At 59.9% G+C, this 17,294-nt stretch carries 15 protein-coding genes; 7 read left to right on the forward strand and 8 right to left on the reverse strand.

All coding sequences use genetic code 11. From position 1 onward, the window contains the following. Positions 1-98: 98 nt before the first annotated feature. The 6 genes from CKW23_RS22630 to pilG all read right to left on the reverse strand — a co-directional run bounded on the left by CKW23_RS22630 (position 99) and on the right by pilG (position 10,093). Positions 99-578, reverse strand: coding sequence for a chemotaxis protein CheW (locus CKW23_RS22630; RefSeq protein WP_025262257.1), 480 nt, complete (start codon positions 576-578; stop codon positions 99-101). Beyond that, on the reverse strand, positions 571-6,555 hold the full coding sequence (locus CKW23_RS22635) for an Hpt domain-containing protein (RefSeq protein WP_025262258.1): 5,985 nt from the start codon (positions 6,553-6,555) through the stop codon (positions 571-573). Before CKW23_RS22635 ends, CKW23_RS22630 begins: the two co-directional genes overlap by 8 nt. Before the next feature lie 44 nt (positions 6,556-6,599). After that, entirely contained in the window at positions 6,600-8,642 is a 2,043-nt protein-coding gene (locus tag CKW23_RS22640; protein WP_025262259.1) for a methyl-accepting chemotaxis protein, read from the reverse strand. A gap of 78 nt (positions 8,643-8,720) precedes the next feature. Continuing rightward, positions 8,721-9,260, reverse strand: a complete 540-nt coding sequence (locus CKW23_RS22645) for a chemotaxis protein CheW (RefSeq protein ID WP_025262260.1) — start codon at positions 9,258-9,260, stop codon at positions 8,721-8,723. 14 nt (positions 9,261-9,274) lie between these two features. Next, positions 9,275-9,640: a twitching motility response regulator PilH gene (gene pilH / locus CKW23_RS22650; RefSeq protein WP_002551739.1), complete on the reverse strand. Its 366-nt coding sequence runs from the start codon at positions 9,638-9,640 to the stop codon at positions 9,275-9,277. Between the two features lie 42 nt (positions 9,641-9,682). Then, positions 9,683-10,093, reverse strand: a complete 411-nt coding sequence (gene pilG, locus CKW23_RS22655) for a twitching motility response regulator PilG (RefSeq protein WP_025262261.1) — start codon at positions 10,091-10,093, stop codon at positions 9,683-9,685. A gap of 229 nt (positions 10,094-10,322) precedes the next feature. Between pilG and gshB the strand changes: the two genes are divergently transcribed. From gshB to CKW23_RS22690, 7 genes are all read left to right on the forward strand, one after another. After that, positions 10,323-11,276 (forward strand): glutathione synthase, encoded by a 954-nt coding sequence (gshB, locus tag CKW23_RS22660; protein WP_025262262.1) that lies wholly within the window; start codon positions 10,323-10,325, stop codon positions 11,274-11,276. A gap of 99 nt (positions 11,277-11,375) precedes the next feature. Next, on the forward strand, positions 11,376-12,278 hold the full coding sequence (locus CKW23_RS22665) for an energy transducer TonB (protein WP_038400078.1): 903 nt from the start codon (positions 11,376-11,378) through the stop codon (positions 12,276-12,278). A 75-nt stretch (positions 12,279-12,353) separates the two neighbouring features. After that, a complete protein-coding gene (locus CKW23_RS22670) occupies positions 12,354-12,923 on the forward strand; it encodes a YqgE/AlgH family protein (protein ID WP_095068379.1) in 570 nt (189 codons plus the stop codon). Continuing rightward, positions 12,923-13,366, forward strand: a complete 444-nt coding sequence (ruvX, locus tag CKW23_RS22675; protein WP_025262265.1) for a Holliday junction resolvase RuvX — start codon at positions 12,923-12,925, stop codon at positions 13,364-13,366. Before CKW23_RS22670 ends, ruvX begins: the two co-directional genes overlap by 1 nt. A gap of 100 nt (positions 13,367-13,466) precedes the next feature. Continuing rightward, positions 13,467-13,985, forward strand: coding sequence for a bifunctional pyr operon transcriptional regulator/uracil phosphoribosyltransferase PyrR (pyrR, locus tag CKW23_RS22680; protein ID WP_095068380.1), 519 nt, complete (start codon positions 13,467-13,469; stop codon positions 13,983-13,985). A gap of 12 nt (positions 13,986-13,997) precedes the next feature. After that, positions 13,998-15,002 carry an aspartate carbamoyltransferase catalytic subunit gene (locus CKW23_RS22685; RefSeq protein ID WP_095068381.1) on the forward strand — a complete coding sequence of 335 codons (1,005 nt, stop codon included), beginning with the start codon at positions 13,998-14,000 and terminating at the stop codon, positions 15,000-15,002. After that, positions 14,999-16,270 carry a dihydroorotase gene (locus CKW23_RS22690; protein ID WP_025262268.1) on the forward strand — a complete coding sequence of 424 codons (1,272 nt, stop codon included), beginning with the start codon at positions 14,999-15,001 and terminating at the stop codon, positions 16,268-16,270. Before CKW23_RS22685 ends, CKW23_RS22690 begins: the two co-directional genes overlap by 4 nt. Positions 16,271-16,350: 80 nt before the next feature. Here CKW23_RS22690 and CKW23_RS22695 read toward each other — a convergent pair whose 3' ends face one another. Both CKW23_RS22695 and CKW23_RS26820 read right to left on the reverse strand, forming a co-directional pair. After that, a complete protein-coding gene (locus CKW23_RS22695; protein ID WP_038400081.1) occupies positions 16,351-16,737 on the reverse strand; it encodes a hypothetical protein in 387 nt (128 codons plus the stop codon). Next, positions 16,737-17,294 (reverse strand): RHS repeat-associated core domain-containing protein (locus CKW23_RS26820; protein ID WP_218250572.1); only part of this gene is annotated, 558 nt, incomplete at its 5' end. The genes CKW23_RS22695 and CKW23_RS26820, both read right to left, overlap by 1 nt.

Consider the following 17,294-nt stretch of genomic DNA (forward strand, 5'->3'; position numbering starts at 1 on the left):
TGCTCACCCAGGCAGGAGCGAATTTATTCGCGAGAGGCCCGCATATCCGAAGAGAATCTATCGTCTTCAATGACGTCTCGCGGATAAATCCGCTCCTACTAAATCGGCTCAAGCCACCCAGCATCCACCACTCGCTGTTCAAGCGCCACTAGGTCGGGGATACGGGCCACGCTGTCTCCGGTCTGGACGGCGGCCAGTTCCAGTTCGGCGAGGGGCACGTCCACGTAGCTCAACTGGCTGTCGACCTTGAATGAGCGAGGAATACCCTGGGTCAGCAAGGCGATGAAGCGGACTTCATTGCGCCCACCCAAGGCGTTGAGGACGACGATGCGCGCACGGCCTCCAACGCGAGGTCGGCCGCCGCAGGCGGCTTCGAAGCTGATCAGGGGCAGTTTCAGGTCACGCCAGCTGATCGGCCCCAGATACCACTCGGGTGCGCCAGGTTCGGCGGTGCAGTCCTGGTAGTCGATCAGTTCCGCGACCGCGACATTGGGCAGCAGCAGGGAGCGGTCGCTCAAGGGCAGGAGCAGCCCGGTCAGGGTGGTGAGGCGGCTGCTCTGGAAGGTTCTTTCAGACATTGACCTGGCTCCAGTGGGCAATGCTCTGCAGCAGTACCGACTCTTGATACGGCTTGCTCAGGTAATCGTTGACGCCGATGGCCATGGCGCGGTCGCGGTGTTTCTGGCCAGAGCGGGAAGTGATCATGATGATGGGCAGGTCCTTGAGCTGTTCGTCGTGGCGAATCTGACTGGCAACCTCGAAGCCGTCCATGCGCGGCATTTCGATATCCAGCAACATCACATCCGGCGTGTGTTCCTGCAGCAGGCTCATGGCGTCGATACCGTCCTTGGCGGTCAGCACATGCATGCCGTGGCGCTCCAGCAAACGGCTGGTGACTTTGCGCACCGTCACCGAATCATCCACCACCATGATCAACAGAGGCCGGGTATGCTCGATTTCGCTGAAGGTTGGCGCGACCAGTCCTTGTGCCTGCTGCATCTGCGAGCGGCTTTGCAAGACACGGATCTGTGCCAGCAGATCAAGAATGAAAATCACCCGGCCATCGCCCAGGATGGTCGCGCCGGAAACCCCCTGAACCCTTGAAAATTGCAGCCCCAGGTTCTTGACCACGATTTCCCGGGAGCCTGCCAGCGCATCGACCTGCACCGCCAGCCATTGCTCTTGCAGATGCACCAGCAACACCGGCACAGACTGCAACTGACCGGCAAACCTGGGCTTGCCGCTATTAAGCAGTTCGCCCAGATAGCGCAGTTCATAACTGCGCCCGCCGTAGTGATAGCGCGGCGGGCTGCTCAGGTAACAGGCTTCCAGATCGCTGGACATGACCTGCACGATCCCGTCGACGGTATTGAGCGGCACCGCATACTGCTCTTCGGCGCACTGCACCATCAGGGCACGGTTCACCGACACCGAGAAAGGCAGGCGAATCCGGAAGCGGGTGCCCTGCCCTGGCACCGAGTCGATGACAATCGAGCCACCCAGTTGCTTGACCTCGGCATGCACCACATCCATCCCGACACCACGCCCGGAAATCTGGGTGATGATTTCGGTCGTGGAAAACCCGGCCTGAAGAATGAAAGGCAAGACTTCATCATCGGAGAGCTGCGCATCCTCCTGAATCATGCCGCGCTTGATTGCCTTGCGGCGCACGGCAGCGATATCGACACCGGAACCGTCATCGCTCAATTCAATGACGATATCGCCGCCTTCATGCATCAGGTTCAGCTGGATATGGCCCTGCTCCGGCTTGCCGGCAGCCAGGCGTCTTTCGGTACTTTCCAGACCATGATCCACCGCATTGCGCAGCATGTGTTCCAGCGGCGCAACCATGCGTTCGAGGATCGTGCGATCCATTTCGCCGTCGGCATTGCCCACGTCGAAACTGACTTTCTTGTGCAGTTGCGCAGCAACCTGACGCACCACCCGACGCAAGCGTGGCACAAGCCGCTCGAAAGGCACCATGCGGGTCCGCATCAGACCTTCCTGCAACTCCGTGTTGACCTTGGCCTGCTGCTGCAAGAGGGTTTTCGCATCACGTGCGCGACTGCCCAGAGTTTCCTTGAGGTCCATCAGGTCGGAGGCCGACTCGAACAAGGCTCGCGACAATTGCTGAAGCTGCGAATGCCGATCCATTTCCAGCGGATCGAACTCTTCATAACCCAGGCGCTCGGCCTGAACCTGATCGCGGCTGAGAATACGGCCCTGGGTTTCCATATCCAGACGGCGCAACTGGTCGCGCATACGCTCGATGGTGGTTTCCATCTCCACCAGCGTGATTTGCGTATCGATGATCTGCTGTTCGATACGCCCACGGAAAATCGAAGTTTCACCTGCCAGATTGACCAGTGTCTCCAGTTGTTCGGCGCCGACCTTGACCATTTCAGGGCCACTGCGCTCGGCTTCCGGCTCGGTATTGCCCGGCGTCGTAATCACAGACGCGGGCTCGGGCACCTCGACAATCGGCGTTTGAACCACAGGTTCAAGGCTGGCCAGTTTCCGAACGTTCTCAATCAACAAGGCAGCACTGGGCAAAGGCTTGTCCGCACGTACCGCATCGAGCATGTCGACCAGCAGGTCATGGCCGCTTTGCAGCAGGCTGATCATCAGCGGGCCCGGCTGCATATCGCCACGTGAAAGCCCTTCGTAAAGGGATTCAAGTTCGTGGGCCAGATCGCCAATAGGGGCAATTTCGACCATGCGCGCCCCACCCTTGAGGGTGTGCAGGTCACGCAGCAGGTTTTCCACTTCCAGCAGGTTCTGCGGATCGGCTTGCCAGCGCGCCAGGGCAGCGCCCGAGCTTTCGCTGAGGTCGTAGCCTTCTTCGAGGAAGATTTCCAGCAGTTCCGGGTCGCGCTCCGGGGCATCCTCAGTCTGGGGTTCAGCCGGTTCGCACACCTGATCGGCCTCGCTGTCTGCGGGAACGAAGGTGCCCTGGCGAAAACTGCCGATGGCTTCGATCAGTGGCGCAGGGTCAGTGAGCCGGTGATGGTCCTGCAGTTGCTCCAGCATGCGCGCCAGATGGTTGTGGCTGGCACGCAACAGACCGGCCAGTTCCGGTGAATAGCTGTAGCGCCGGTCGATCAGGCCTTCGTAAAGAACTTCCAGCTCATGACCCAACGCCGCCACCGGCACGATATCGGCCATCCGCGCACCGCCCTTGAGGGTGTGCAGATCGCGCTGCAAGGAGGGCAACGGCAATGGGCTTTCGGGATCTTCCAGCCAGCGCTGCAGTGAATGCCCGGCGCTGTCGAGGATATCGACGGCTTCTTCGAGAAAGATTTCGACGATCTCGTCGTCAAAATCCGCCACCTCGACACCTGACGCTTCACCGGCCAGTTGTGCGGTGGCTGCATCGAATTCCGTAATGCTCGGCGCTTGCACACCGTCACTCTTGATCAGCCCCATAGCGGACGGGTCCAGCGCTTCGTCGAGCAGTTCGTGCAAGGCGCGAATGCATTCGGGACGCGGGTCGACATTCTGACCGGCCGCAACCTGATCGAGCATGTTGATCAAGGCTTCATGGGCATTTTCGGCTTCGCTGAAAAAGCGCTCACTGACTGCAAGACTGCTTTCTTCCACGGCGCCATAAAGGTCCAGCAAGGCCTCGCACAGCTCATCGACCTGAGGCAGATCAGCCAGATGGGCGCCATGGCCAAGCGTGGTCAACTCATCGAGGAGCGCACTCAGTTCCTGCCGTTCTCCGGGGTGCTCACGCCAGCGCTGCAACAGGCTCTCGGCATCCAGAACAATGTCCATGCCTTCGGCCAGGAAGGTGGCGATCAGCTTGGGGTTGTGATTGATGCGCAAGCCGCTGTCCGACTCACGCAGCGCACTGGTCAGCCGCTCGTTGAGCAACGTATGAGCCGCCTCGATCAATCTGGCAGCCCCCGGAATCTCGGCCAGCGGCTTGCTCTCCAGTTGCTCAAGGCCCTTGCGCAACAGGGGCTCGGCATTGCGCAGCAACTTGAGTTCGGGCGCGCCGATGGCGATCAGGTTGGCCTTGTACTCACGCACCAGTTGATCCAGCGGGCTCGCCAGTTCGGCAATCGGCAAGACGCCGGCCATGTGTGCACTGCCCTTGAGGGTATGCAGCGAGCGCAGCAAGGCATCGGTGATGGAGGGCGAAGCGCTTTGCGCGGCCTGATCGAGAAAGCGATTGAGCGCCCCAAGATGCCCATAGGCTTCCTGACGGAAAATCTCCAGCAACTGCGGGTCGAGCGTTTCTGCGCCCTGGCGGGGCGTCGTGATGTACTGAGGGGGCTCAAGACCGTTGGCCAGCGCATGGGCGCGGGCGGCCAGAGTATCCACATCGTTGCGTTGGCGCTGCGCATCACTGGCAAAGTCGTCGATCACCGAAGGCAGCAAGGCAAGCACTTCAGTCAGCAATTGCTGCACTTCCAGGCCCGCAAGGACGTCGCCTTCAAGGACCCGGTTAAGCAGGTTCTCAACCGACCAGGCCAGTTCACTCAAGACCAGGGCGCGAACCATGCGCCCGCTGCCCTTGAGGGTATGGAACGCCCGGCGCACTTCGGTCAATGCGCTGCTATCGCCATTGCCGGGCGTGCCAAGCGATGCAAACCAGCGCGGCAGGTATTCACGCAGCGCATCCAGCACTTCCTCGGTTTCTTCAAGGAAGACTTCGCGCAACTCTTCATCCACGGCCTCCTCGCCCTCGGGCGGAGGCAGCAGGCTGGCGGGGATATGGCGAGCTGGCGGGTTGACGGCAGACACCGGGCTGGCCAGGACCTGAGCGATGGTTTGCGTCGGGCTGACCAGCACCTGCCGATCATCCAGTTCCAGCAATTCGTCCTGAGTGATGACTTCGTCCAGCAGCGGCACATCCAGCGTGTCCGGTGCTGGCGAGTAACCCAGCCGGGCGAGGCTTTGCTGGGCCAGGTCCAGAATCTGGTTACCCGGCGCCTCGTGATCCTCGCCCATGCGCTCCAGGTAATACTCGACTCCGGTCAGGGTATCGGCCAGGCAATCGAGCTGGGTCCACGAAGGACGGTTTTCGTCTACCAGCAATTGTTCGACGATGTATTCGTTGCAGGCGGCCAGCAGGCTCGCCGCCCTGGCCAGAGGGATCATCGCCAGCGCGCCACGCACCTGGATCAGCAAGGCACACAGCGGCTCAAGCCGCTGGCGATCCCACTCGCCATCGATGTAATCGAGCACCACATCCTTGGCCTGCTGCAGGACAATCCGCGCTTCGCGGATCACCAGTTGGTGAATCTGCATCAGGTCAGTGGTGGGCAGGCGGCTGTCTTCCTGGTTGGTCTGCTCGGTAGGGCCGATCATCCCGGCCAGTGTCGACTCGACGTACAGCAAGGCACCCGCCACATCCATCAGCGCGGCATCATTGGGTTCACGCTGCCCCTGAGCGAGCCCCTGAACCACCGCCAGTTGATCGATGATGACCTTGCGCGGCTGACCAAACCCCAACACCGCCAGGGTATCGGCAATCTGGCGCAACGGCGGCAGCAGCGGATTGAGCTCGCTGACGTGCTGGCGGTCACCGCGCACGAACACATCAAGCCGCTCCTTGACCCGCACCAGCCCTTCGCACAGCGCAACGATCACCGAACGCATGGCATCGCGATCCGGCCCGGCCATGCGGGCGCGCTCTTCATTGACCACGTCATTGCCGGGCAAGGCTTCCGCCAGGGCGTACTGATCCTTGAGGTCCTGCATCTTCGGCGCCTGGCTGTCGGACTTGGCGATGTAGAACAGCAGGCTTTTCAGCAACTCTTCAGGCGCTGGCTGGTTGATGCCGTCGATACCCTGCTCCAGCAGGCGCTTGAGTTCCTTGTCTGCGTCTTTGAGCAGACTGCGCAACGCCGGGCTGTTGGTGAAGTTGCCGTTGAGCATGGTTTCGACCAGCGCCGAAGCGATTCGCCACAGCGGCCCAAGCGGCGCGTCTTCACACAAAAGCTCCAGACGAGCGAACACTTTGGCCATAAAACCCAATTGAGCCTTTACATCCTGCTCACGCATCAAGCCCACCAGAGCCGCTTGCAGGGTATGGCGCAACTTGCGCAGCAACTCGGGCAATTCCGCTGTATTGCGCTGGGCCAGTGTCTCGGCATCGAGCGGCGGGACGACGACCAGTTGCGGGGCAAACAGACTGGTTTCAGAGAGCAGGCTTTCACCACGGGCGCTGCGCAGGTCGTTGAGCAGCGGCAAGACCACCAGCGGCAGGTCACGCCGGGCGGAATGAACCCGCTCCAGATAGACCGGCAACTGGGCCATGGCCTGATCCAGCAACTGCATGGACTCGGCCTGCTGACTGACCCGATGCTGTTGCAAGGCCAGAACCAGTTGTTCGATCTCCTCGGCGAGCAGGGCCGCGCCATAGAATTCGATCATTTGCAGGCTGCCGTGAACCTGATGCACAAGGTTCAGGCATTCATCCAGGGCAGCCGTGTTCGCTGGCTCGCTGGCGAATGCGTCCAGCGCCTGACGGGCCTGCCTGAGTGTTTCGGCTATCTCGCCCTTGAGCCATTCCAGAGCGACATAATCGCGGCGGTCAGCCATGAGTCCTGCCTCTTACCCGATCGAGACTGTTCATTTGCAGGGCATCATCCGATTTCTCTGGATGGCGGCAAGGTAAACCCTGACACCGAGCGGCGCATTTCACTGGCCATTTTCGCCAGGTTGCCGATGCTCTCTGCCGTCGCGGCAGTACCCGAAGTCGTTTGTGTCGAGGTTTGCTGGATCACGGTCATGGTCTGCGAAATCTGCCCGGCAGACGAGGCCTGCTGGCGAGCCGCGTCGGTGATACTTTCGATCAGTTCGGCCAACACCCTGGAAACACCTTCGATCTCTTCCAGCGCTACACCGGCATCCTGCGCCAGCCGTGCGCCGCGCACCACCTCGCTGGTGGTCTGTTCCATGGAAATGACCGCTTCATTGGTGTCGTTCTGGATGGCCCGCACCAGCATTTCGATCTGTTTGGTAGCGGACGACGAACGCTCGGCCAGACGCTGAACCTCGTCGGCAACCACCGCAAAGCCGCGCCCGGCATCACCCGCCATGGACGCCTGAATGGCAGCATTGAGGGCCAGGATATTGGTCTGGTCGGCAATGTCATCAATCAGGCTGACGATATCGCCAATTTCCTGCGAGGACTCGCCCAGGCGCTTGATGCGCTTGGAGGTGTCCTGAATCTGCTCGCGAATGTTGTCCATGCCATGGATGGTGTTGTGCACCACCTCGTTGCCCTTGTTGGCGATGGTGACCGAACGCTCTGCCACCGCCGAGGACTCCGACGCGTTGGCGGAAACCTGATCGATGGAAACCGCGATGTCGGTGATTGCCGCCGATGCGGCGCTGATCTGCAGCGCCTGATGCTCGGACGCTGCCGCCAGTTGCGTGGCGGTGGTCTGGGTATCCTGCACCGCTGCCGCGACCTGCTCGGCGGTGAGGTTGATGGTCACCACCAGTTCGCGCAATTGATCGATGGAATAGTTGATGGAGTCGGCAATCGCCCCGGTGAAGTCCTCGGTCACTGACGCAGTCACGGTCAGGTCGCCATCGGCCAGGTTCTCGATTTCATCCAGCAGCCGCATGATCGCGTTCTGGTTGCGCTCGTTCTTCTGGGCGGTTTCGCGCAACTGGCGATTGGTTTCGCGCACCATCACCAGACCGATCAGGATGATGGACATCAACGCCAGCAGGCCGAGCACGTACTCGCCGATGGAGTTGGCCGAACGGGTGGTCGCCAGGTTTTCCAGGCCACTGGCCAACACCGACGCTTTCTCCAGCAGGGTCTGCGAAGTGTTGAAAATATTGCCGGACGCTTCACGGACCTGAAACAGCTCGGAAGACGTTTCGAGGATTTCGTCGACCGAACCGGACACGAACTCGAACAATTCGGAGATTTCCGCCAGACGCGCACGGGCATCACGGTCCTCGACCTGAGCGATGCGCATGCTCGAATTACCTTCGAGCATGCCGTTGAGCACCCGTCCGAACTGGCTGGCATCACGGCCAAAGGCATCGGCGGCCTGCACGGCGGTTTCGTCACCGGACAGCACGATATTCACTGCACCGAGGATTCTTTCCGCCAAGAGGGCCTGACGTTGCGCCAGGACGACCTGACTGGCCGGAGCATGGCTCTTGAGCAGGATTTCAACGACCTTTTCGTACTCGACCTGCAATTGCGGGATGGTTTCGGACAAGGTCGCGGCCACCTGATGCAAGGACAGCACCGTCTGTTCGCTGGCCAGAATCACATCGGCACTCTTGCGCAGGTTCTCCCAGTCGTTCTGCACCGCGCGCAACTCATCCCGCACGGCCGAAGGCGCAGCCGGCAGACCGGTGGACGGATCGCCTTTCTTGAGATAGCCCCAGCGCAGGTCGAAATCGTTGCGGGCATCGGTCAGTAACTTGAACGCCTGGGCCTTGCCGGCCGCAGCTTCGGTGGCGTTCTTGGCAATACGCTGGGACAACACCCGCAGCTCACCGGCATGGCCGATGTACTGTTTGTCGTAGTTCGACTGGGTATTGAGATATGTGAAGTTGGCGAACAACAAAATGATGAAAACGATGAGCGCGACGAACAACAGAATAATCTGCGCCCGGCTCTGTGCGCCTTCCAGTGACCTGCCTGTCTTACTCATTAATCAGGCCCCCGCCTGGACCAACCGCGATTCGTGAAACAAACACGCCCGACCAGATCGGGCGGACCGACCTGCCACTTACAATGCCACGTCCATGAAATCAGGAGATTGCGTCAGCGCCCAGGGGCTGAATACCAGCCAGGCCTGTTCACGCAGAAATTGCCCGCGCAGGAACGGCACCACGGCCATGTCCGGCGCAACAAGGGTTTCGGGCATCAGGCTCAACTGACTGAAATGTTGCATACCAAAGACTTCATCCACCACCAGCCCCGCAAACACATCCTGATGCTCAACGACCAGCACCCGCCGTTGCTTGCGAACCGTGGACAGTTCGTGGCCGAAGAAACCGCACAGGTCCATGAGCGGCAACAGCCGCCCGCGCAGATTGGCCATGCCGACCACCCATGGCTTTACGCCGGGCATCACGGCATAACGTGGCTCATGCAGGATTTCGGCGATTTCGCCCATGGGCGCCACGAAGCGTTGCTCGCCCATGCGAAAGCCGATGCCGCTCCAGTCCTGCTGGTGGGTTTCCTGCAACGGCAGACCTGCCGCCAGGGAGCGACACCGCTGATCGATATCGAGCAGCAGTTCAAAGGCAGTACGTGGCTCGACCATGGAAAGCCCGGCTATCAGCCGGCCAGCACCGCGTTCAGGGTTTTCATCAGGGTTTCTTCATCCACCGGCTTGGTCAGGTAATCCCTGGCGCCCTGGCGCTTGCCCCAGACCTTGTCGGTTTCCTGATCCTTGGTGGTGATCATGATCACCGGGATCATGTTGGTGTCGGCATCCTTGGTCAGCTGGCGCGTGGCCTGAAAACCGTTGAGCCCGGGCATGACGATATCCATCAGCACGGCATCGGGTTTTTCCTGACGGGCCAGCGCAACGCCATCGGCGCCATTTTCAGCCTTCAGCACCTCATGGCCGTGCTTTTCCAGCATGCCGGTGAGTTTGTACATTTCGGTCGGCGAATCATCGACGATCAATATTCGAGCCATGGTGTTCCCCATCAGGTGCGAAGCCGCGATCAGGCGCGGGCATCACGAAATTTGTTGTTCTACCGCAACGAAACCGGGCACGTGGGCCTTGATGGCGTTCAGTAGCTCTTCCTTGCTGAAAGGCTTGGTCAGAAACTGGTCGGAACCGACGATCCTGCCCTTGGCCTTGTCGAACAATCCATCCTTGGAAGAAAGCATGATGACTGGAGTCGACTTGAAAGCCCTGTTGTTCTTGATCAGTGCACAGGTCTGATAACCGTCCAGACGTGGCATCATGATATCGACGAATATGATTCGCGGATGATTATCGGCGATCTTTGCCAACGCATCGAAACCGTCTATTGCCGTGATGACTTCACAGCCGACGTTCTTTAGCAGCGTTTCGGCGGTACGGCGAACGGTCTTCGAGTCATCGATGACCATGACCTTCAATGCTGTGGCGTACTGTTCCATATCTGTTCTTCCGTCGCCGCAGCGATTTTCTGCGTGTTCTGCGTGGCACTGGCGCCGGATCGTGGCGTTTGGCAGACCCATGGCGCAGAAGAGCGGATGTCGAGCCTTTTTAGCACACTCTCCAGACTCAATCCATAAAGCGCTGCCCCTTGACCCGAAGCAATCGGAGCGCCACCCTGACGCCTATTTCAAGGTCATCATGACCGTTATCGATCAGAGGATATTACCCATGAGCGTTCGCTTAGGGATTGTCATGGACCCCATTGAGCGCATCTCCTATAAAAAGGACAGCTCGCTGGCCATGCTGCTTGCCGCGCAGGAACGTGGCTGGTCGCTGTTCTACATGGAGCAGAAGGACCTGTACCAGAACGCTGGCCAGGCTCGCGCCCGGATGAAACCGCTGAAGGTCTTCGCCGATCCGGCCCACTGGTTTGAACTGCAGGACGAAATCGACACCGGCCTTGACGATCTGGACGTGATCCTGATGCGCAAGGACCCGCCGTTCGACATGGAATTCGTCTACACCACGTACCTGCTGGAACAGGCAGAGCGTGCAGGCGTGCTGATCGTCAACAAACCCCAGAGTCTGCGTGACTGCAACGAAAAGCTGTTCGCCACGCTGTTCCCGCAATGCACCCCGCCAACGCTCGTCAGCCGTCGCCCGGACATTCTTCGTGAATTCGCCGCGCAGCACGGCGATGTGATCCTCAAGCCGCTGGACGGCATGGGCGGCGCGTCGATCTTCCGTCATCGCGCAGGCGACCCGAACCTGTCGGTGATCCTGGAAACCCTGACGGCCCACGGCACCCAGCAGATCATGGCCCAGGGTTATCTGCCAGCAATCAAGGACGGCGACAAACGCATCCTGATGGTCGACGGCGAACCCGTGCCTTACTGCCTGGCGCGTATCCCGGCAGCGGGCGAAACCCGTGGCAACCTGGCCGCTGGAGGTCGCGGCGAAGCTCGTCCGCTGACTGAAAAGGATCGCTGGATCGCTGAGCAGATCGGCCCGACCTTGCGCGAAAAAGGCCTTATTTTTGTCGGTCTGGATGTGATTGGTGAGCATCTCACCGAAATCAACGTCACCAGCCCGACCTGCATCCGCGAAATCGACAATGCCTTCGGCACCCACATCGGCGGCTTGCTGATGGACGTGATCGAGAAGAAACTTCAGGCTCGGTAAGCGGGGTTTTCGCGAATGAATTCGCGCCTACCGTAGGAGCGAATTCATTCGCGAAGCAATAATGATGAAACGGATTTTGAACGAGACACTGAGCCGCCAATGACATCCATGGCCAGAAACGACCTGCCCCTCGAACTTTCGACAGTTGGGGTGCGTCCAGCAGATCGCCTGGGCTTCACCATGATGATCGCCGCACTTATTCATGCCGCGGTGATTCTTGGCGTCGGCTTCACCTATGTAAAACCCGAACAGATCTCCCAGACGCTGGAAATCACTCTCGCCACGTTCAAAAGCGAGGAAAAGCCCAAGCAGGCGGACTTTCTGGCTCAGGACGATCAACAGGGCAGCGGCACCCTGGACAAGGCAGAAACCCTCAAGACCACGGAAATCGCGCCCTATCAGGACACCAAGGTCAACAAGGTGACGCCACCACCGGCCAACAAGCCTGTGGAAAAACAGGAAGCACCGAAAACCGCGGTAGCCACTGTCGCCCCTTCCCCGCAGCACACGGCCACCAAGCGCGAGGAAGTCAAACCCGAACCAGCCGCCAAGGAAGCGCCCTCCTTCGACAGCTCGCAGTTGAGCAATGAAATCGCCAGCCTGGAAGCCGAACTGTCGGCCGAACAGCAGCTTTATGCCAAGCGGCCGAAGATCCATCGCCTCAATGCGGCCTCGACCATGCGCGACAAGGGCGCCTGGTACAAGGATGACTGGCGCAAGAAAGTCGAGCGGGTCGGCAACCTGAACTACCCGGAAGAAGCGCGCCGCCAGCAGATCTACGGCAACCTGCGGCTATTGGTCTCGATCAATCACGATGGCTCGCTCTATGAAGTGCTGGTGCTGGAGTCCTCGGGCCACCCACTGCTGGATCAGGCCGCACAGCGAATTGTACGTCTGGCAGCGCCATTTTCGCCGTTCACCGGCGATCTGGCCGACATCGATCGGCTGGAAATCATCCGCACCTGGAAGTTTGCACGGGGTGACAAGCTGTCCAGTAACTGACCGTTTCTTCACAAATCGCAAGGCTGCCATAACTGACAGTTGTCAGGTCTGCCCGGCAGCGCCACACTAAGGCTCATGAAAAAACTATCCCCGAGCTATCTCAAGCATCAGTTCCTGATCGCCATGCCCCACATGCACGATCAGAACTTCGCGCAAACCTTGACGTATATCGTCGAGCACAACGCCAATGGTGCAATGGGTCTGGTGATAAACCGCCCGCAAAGCCTGAGTCTTGCCGATGTGCTTGAACAGTTACGCCCGGAGCTGCCCGCTCCCGTGCGCTGCCAGCACATCCCCATTCATTCCGGTGGCCCGGTACAGACCGACCGCGGGTTCGTGCTGCACCCAAGCGGCCAGATATTTCAGGCAACGGTCGAGCTGGGCGGCATTTCGTTGTCCACCTCACAGGACGTGCTGTTTTCCATCGCCGACGGCTACGGCCCTGATCAAAATGTGATCGCCCTGGGCTACGCCGGCTGGGACGCGGGTCAACTGGATGCCGAAATGGCCGCCAATGCCTGGCTGACCTGCCCTTTCGACCCGGCCATCCTGTTCGAGGTCGACAGCGAACTGCGGCTCGACGCTGCGGCAGCACGCCTGGGGATCAATCTGAATCTGCTCTCGACCCAGGCAGGTCACGCCTGATGGCTGCATTGCGCCTGCTCCTGGGTTTCGATTACGGCACCAAACAGATCGGCATTGCGGTCGGCCAGGCCATTACCGGTCAGGCCCGCGAGCTGTGCACGCTCAAGGCCCAGAACGGCGTCCCGGACTGGGACAAGGTTCAGGCGCTGATTACCGAGTGGAAACCCGATGCCATCGTGGTCGGCCTGCCGCTGAACATGGACGGTACGCCCAGTGAAATGAGCGCCCGGGCCGAAAAATTCTCGCGCAAGCTCAATGGCCGCTTCAACATTCCGGTCTACACCCACGACGAACGCCTGACCACCTTTGAAGCCAAGGGCGAACGCATGGCCCGTGGCGGTCAGCGTGGTAGCAGCTATCGCGACAATCCCGTGGATGCCATCGCCGCCGCGCTTTTGCTGCAAGGCTGGCTGGATGCCCATCCCGAGTTGTTGAATGCGTGACTTTTCGGGCCAGAACAGCTTCGAGATACCCGGATTTCAAGTTTCCGCCTGAGCAGCCTGCCCGATGGGCAGTGCCCGGCCCTTTGATCAAGGAGCAATCATGAGCTTGCCCAACCCCAGCGATCTGATTCGTCAGATGGCTACCGACCTGAGCGCTCACCTGAGCAAGCGCGGCATCAACGACCCTCGTTTCATCGGCATCCGCACCGGCGGTGTATGGGTCGCACAGGCGCTGCTCAAGGCCCTGGAAAACGACACGCCCCTCGGCACACTGGATGTGTCCTTCTATCGCGACGACTTCAGCCAGAACGGCCTTCATCCTCAGGTTCGCCCCTCAGAGCTGCCTTTCGAGATCGAAGGCCAGCACCTGGTCCTGATCGATGACGTGCTCATGAGCGGGCGCACCATTCGTGCAGCCCTCAACGAACTGTTCGATTACGGACGCCCGGCCAGTGTCACGCTGGTCTGCCTGCTGGATCTGGACGCCGGTGAACTGCCGATTCGCCCCAACGTGGTGGGCGCATCGCTGTCCCTGGCCCCCGACGAGCGCGTCAAGCTGACCGGCCCCGAGCCGCTGGCGCTCGAGCTTCAAGACCTTTCCACCGCTTCAGCCCTTTAAGAGTCCCTTGCGATGACGCCTCTCGACGCCAAGCGCCCGCTGCAACTCAACCATCAGGGTCAGCTGCGCCATTTTCTGTCTCTGGACGGCTTGCCCCGCGAGCTGCTCACCGAAATCCTCGACACGGCTGACTCCTTCCTTGAAGTCGGCGCCCGTGCGGTGAAGAAAGTCCCGCTGTTGCGTGGCAAGACCGTCTGCAACGTGTTCTTCGAGAACTCGACCCGCACGCGGACCACCTTTGAACTCGCCGCCCAGCGGCTGTCGGCGGACGTCATCACCCTCAACGTTTCGACGTCCTCCACCAGCAAGGGCGAGACGCTGTTCGACACCCTGCGCAACCTGGAAGCCATGGCTGCCGACATGTTTGTCGTCCGCCACGCCGACTCCGGCGCAGCCCACTTCATTGCCGAGCACGTATGCCCGGAAGTGGCGATCATCAACGGCGGCGACGGCCGTCACGCGCACCCGACCCAAGGCATGCTCGACATGCTGACGATCCGTCGTCACAAGGGCAGCTTCGAGAACCTGTCGGTGGCCATCGTCGGCGATATCCTGCACTCGCGAGTGGCGCGCTCCAACATGCTGGCCCTCAAGGCGCTGGGTTGCCCGGACATCCGTGTCATCGGGCCGAAAACCCTGTTGCCCATCGGCATCGAACAGTACGGGGTCAAGGTTTACACGGACCTGACCGAAGGCCTGAAGGGTGTGGACGTGGTCATCATGCTGCGCCTGCAACGCGAACGCATGACCGGCGGCCTGCTGCCCAGCGAAGGCGAGTTCTACCGCCTGTTTGGCCTGACCACTGCACGTCTGGCGGGCGCCAAGCCGGATGCCATCGTCATGCACCCAGGCCCGATCAACCGGGGCGTGGAAATCGAATCGGCCGTGGCCGACGGCGCGCACTCGGTCATTCTCAATCAAGTGACCTACGGGATCGCCGTGCGCATGGCCGTACTGTCCATGGCCATGAGCGGACAAACCGCACAACGACAATTCGAGCAGGAGAACGCCCTGTGAAGCTCAGCATTCTCGGCGCTCGCGTCATCGATCCGGTCAGTGGGCTGGATAAAGTCACGGACCTGCACCTTGAAGCGGGCAAGATCCTCGCCATCGGCGCTGCACCCGCAGGCTTCGAGCCCAGCCAGACCATCGACGCCAACGGCCTTGTCGCCGCACCCGGCCTCGTTGACCTCAATGTTTCCCTGCGCGAACCGGGTTACAGCCGCAAAGGCACCATCGCCAGCGAAACACGCGCCGCAACGGCAGGTGGCGTCACCAGCCTGTGCTGCCCGCCACGCACCAAGCCGGTACTCGACACCTCGGCGGTCGCCGAACTGATCCTGGACCGCGCCCGCGAGGCCGGATACAGCAAGGTCTTCCCTATCGGCGCCTTGAGCAAAGGGCTGGAAGGCGAGCAACTGGCAGAACTGATTGCCCTGCGCGACGCCGGTTGCGTGGCGTTCGGCAATGGCTTGAGCAGCTTCAGCAATACCCGCACCCTCTGCCGGGCGCTGGAATATGCGGCGACTTTCGACCTGACGGTGATTTTCAACTCTCAGGATCGTGACCTGGCTGAAGGCGGCCTGGCCCATGAAGGCCCGACTGCCAGCTTCCTTGGCTTGGCCGGCATCCCGGAAACAGCGGAAACCGTGGCACTGGCCCGGGACCTGCTGCTGGTGGAACAAAGCGGCGTGCGTGCGCACTTCAGCCAGTTGACCAGCGCCCGTGGCGCAGCCCTGATCGCCCAGGCGCAAGCCCGCGGCCTGCCGGTGACCGCCGATGTGGCCTTGTATCAGTTGATCCTGACCGACGAAGCCCTGATCGACTTCTCCAGCCTGTATCACGTCCAGCCGCCACTGCGCACCCGCGCCGACCGCGACGGCCTGCGTGAAGCCGTGAAATCCGGTGTGATCCAGGCCATCTCCAGCCATCACCAGCCACATGAACGTGATGCCAAGCTGGCACCGTTTGGCGCGACCGAGCCGGGCATCAGCAGTGTCGAGCTGTTGCTGCCACTGGCGATGACGCTGGTTGAAGATGGCTTGCTCGACCTGCCGACCCTGATCGCCCGCCTGAGCTCAGGCCCTGCAGCCGCCTTGCGCCTGCCAGCCGGGCAATTGAGCGCAGGCTCGGCGGCTGATCTGGTGCTGTTCGACCCGGCAGCCTCGACGGTTGCCGGCGAGAAGTGGCTGTCCAAAGGCGATAACTGCCCGTTCCTGGGGCATTGCCTGCCGGGTGCCGTGCGTTACACGCTGGTGGACGGGCGGATCAGTTATAGCGCCTGACCCAATGGAAGGGGAGCCGGTTTTGGAGATAACCGGTTTCCTCTCGCATTTTTGCCTACGCCGCATAATTCCGAAAAATTTTACAATCTTTTCCTCGCAGCCTCCGCAATCATCTCGTCCTCATCTGAAGCAAGCGCGATTAAAATATCCTTGGGCACTTTGGGGTTACAGGCAATTCTATGTCTGACAATGACCTCTTTATCGCTCGCTAATCGCTCAAAAATAGATCTATTTATACGTCGCTTCATTGCCACATCCCAACGAACATCAACATCATCACTAACCGAAAGTCTCTCCAACACATTCAATGAAATTGAAGCGTTTGCAGTGACGACACGAGAGAGCTCAGGATATTTTGAAAGCACGTCAAACCAAACCTCATCGGAGGCCGACTCATTAATCTTTTCATTTTCAATCTCATCCTCGCTTTCCGCGTAACGCTTGAACTCCTCAGCACTAGTAATCATCAATTTCCTCCTCGAGCGTCTCGGCACTTCATGCGTTTCATCGACATAACTTTTCCAGTGTCACCCTTGTGCTTACCTGTGATGAAATCACCATAGATATCAGCATCGTGCTGATGCACTAGATCGGTACGCTCCTGTGCCATCACCTTCCATGCAGAGCTACCATGCCCCTCTGTATCGGCAGACCACCACAACTCCGTTTTAGGATCGCGATAGTATTTAACGTATGTACCATTCAAATTGCCTTCGCATACTCGATCGAATCGATTAACCTCCCACTTTTTCCTGCATGGGCAATTCGAGTTTTGGTTAGGCTTACTTGAGGCTTGCTTTCTTCCCGCAGTACCAGATGCTTTAGCAAGACCCAACGGGTCAATCCACTCAACAGGGTTTGGAGCGTACGCAAAGAAGTTGATACCTCCGGCGAGTTCAATCGGATCCTTACTAACAAACCGCCCTACCCTCGGATCATAGTACCGGTATCGGTTGTAATGCAGCCCCGTCTCATGATCGTGGTACTGGCCCTGGAAGCGGATCGGGTTGGTCAGGCCGAGCTG

Source organism: Pseudomonas sp. Irchel 3A18 (assembly GCF_900187465.1).
Lineage (GTDB): Bacteria > Pseudomonadota > Gammaproteobacteria > Pseudomonadales > Pseudomonadaceae > Aquipseudomonas > Aquipseudomonas cichorii.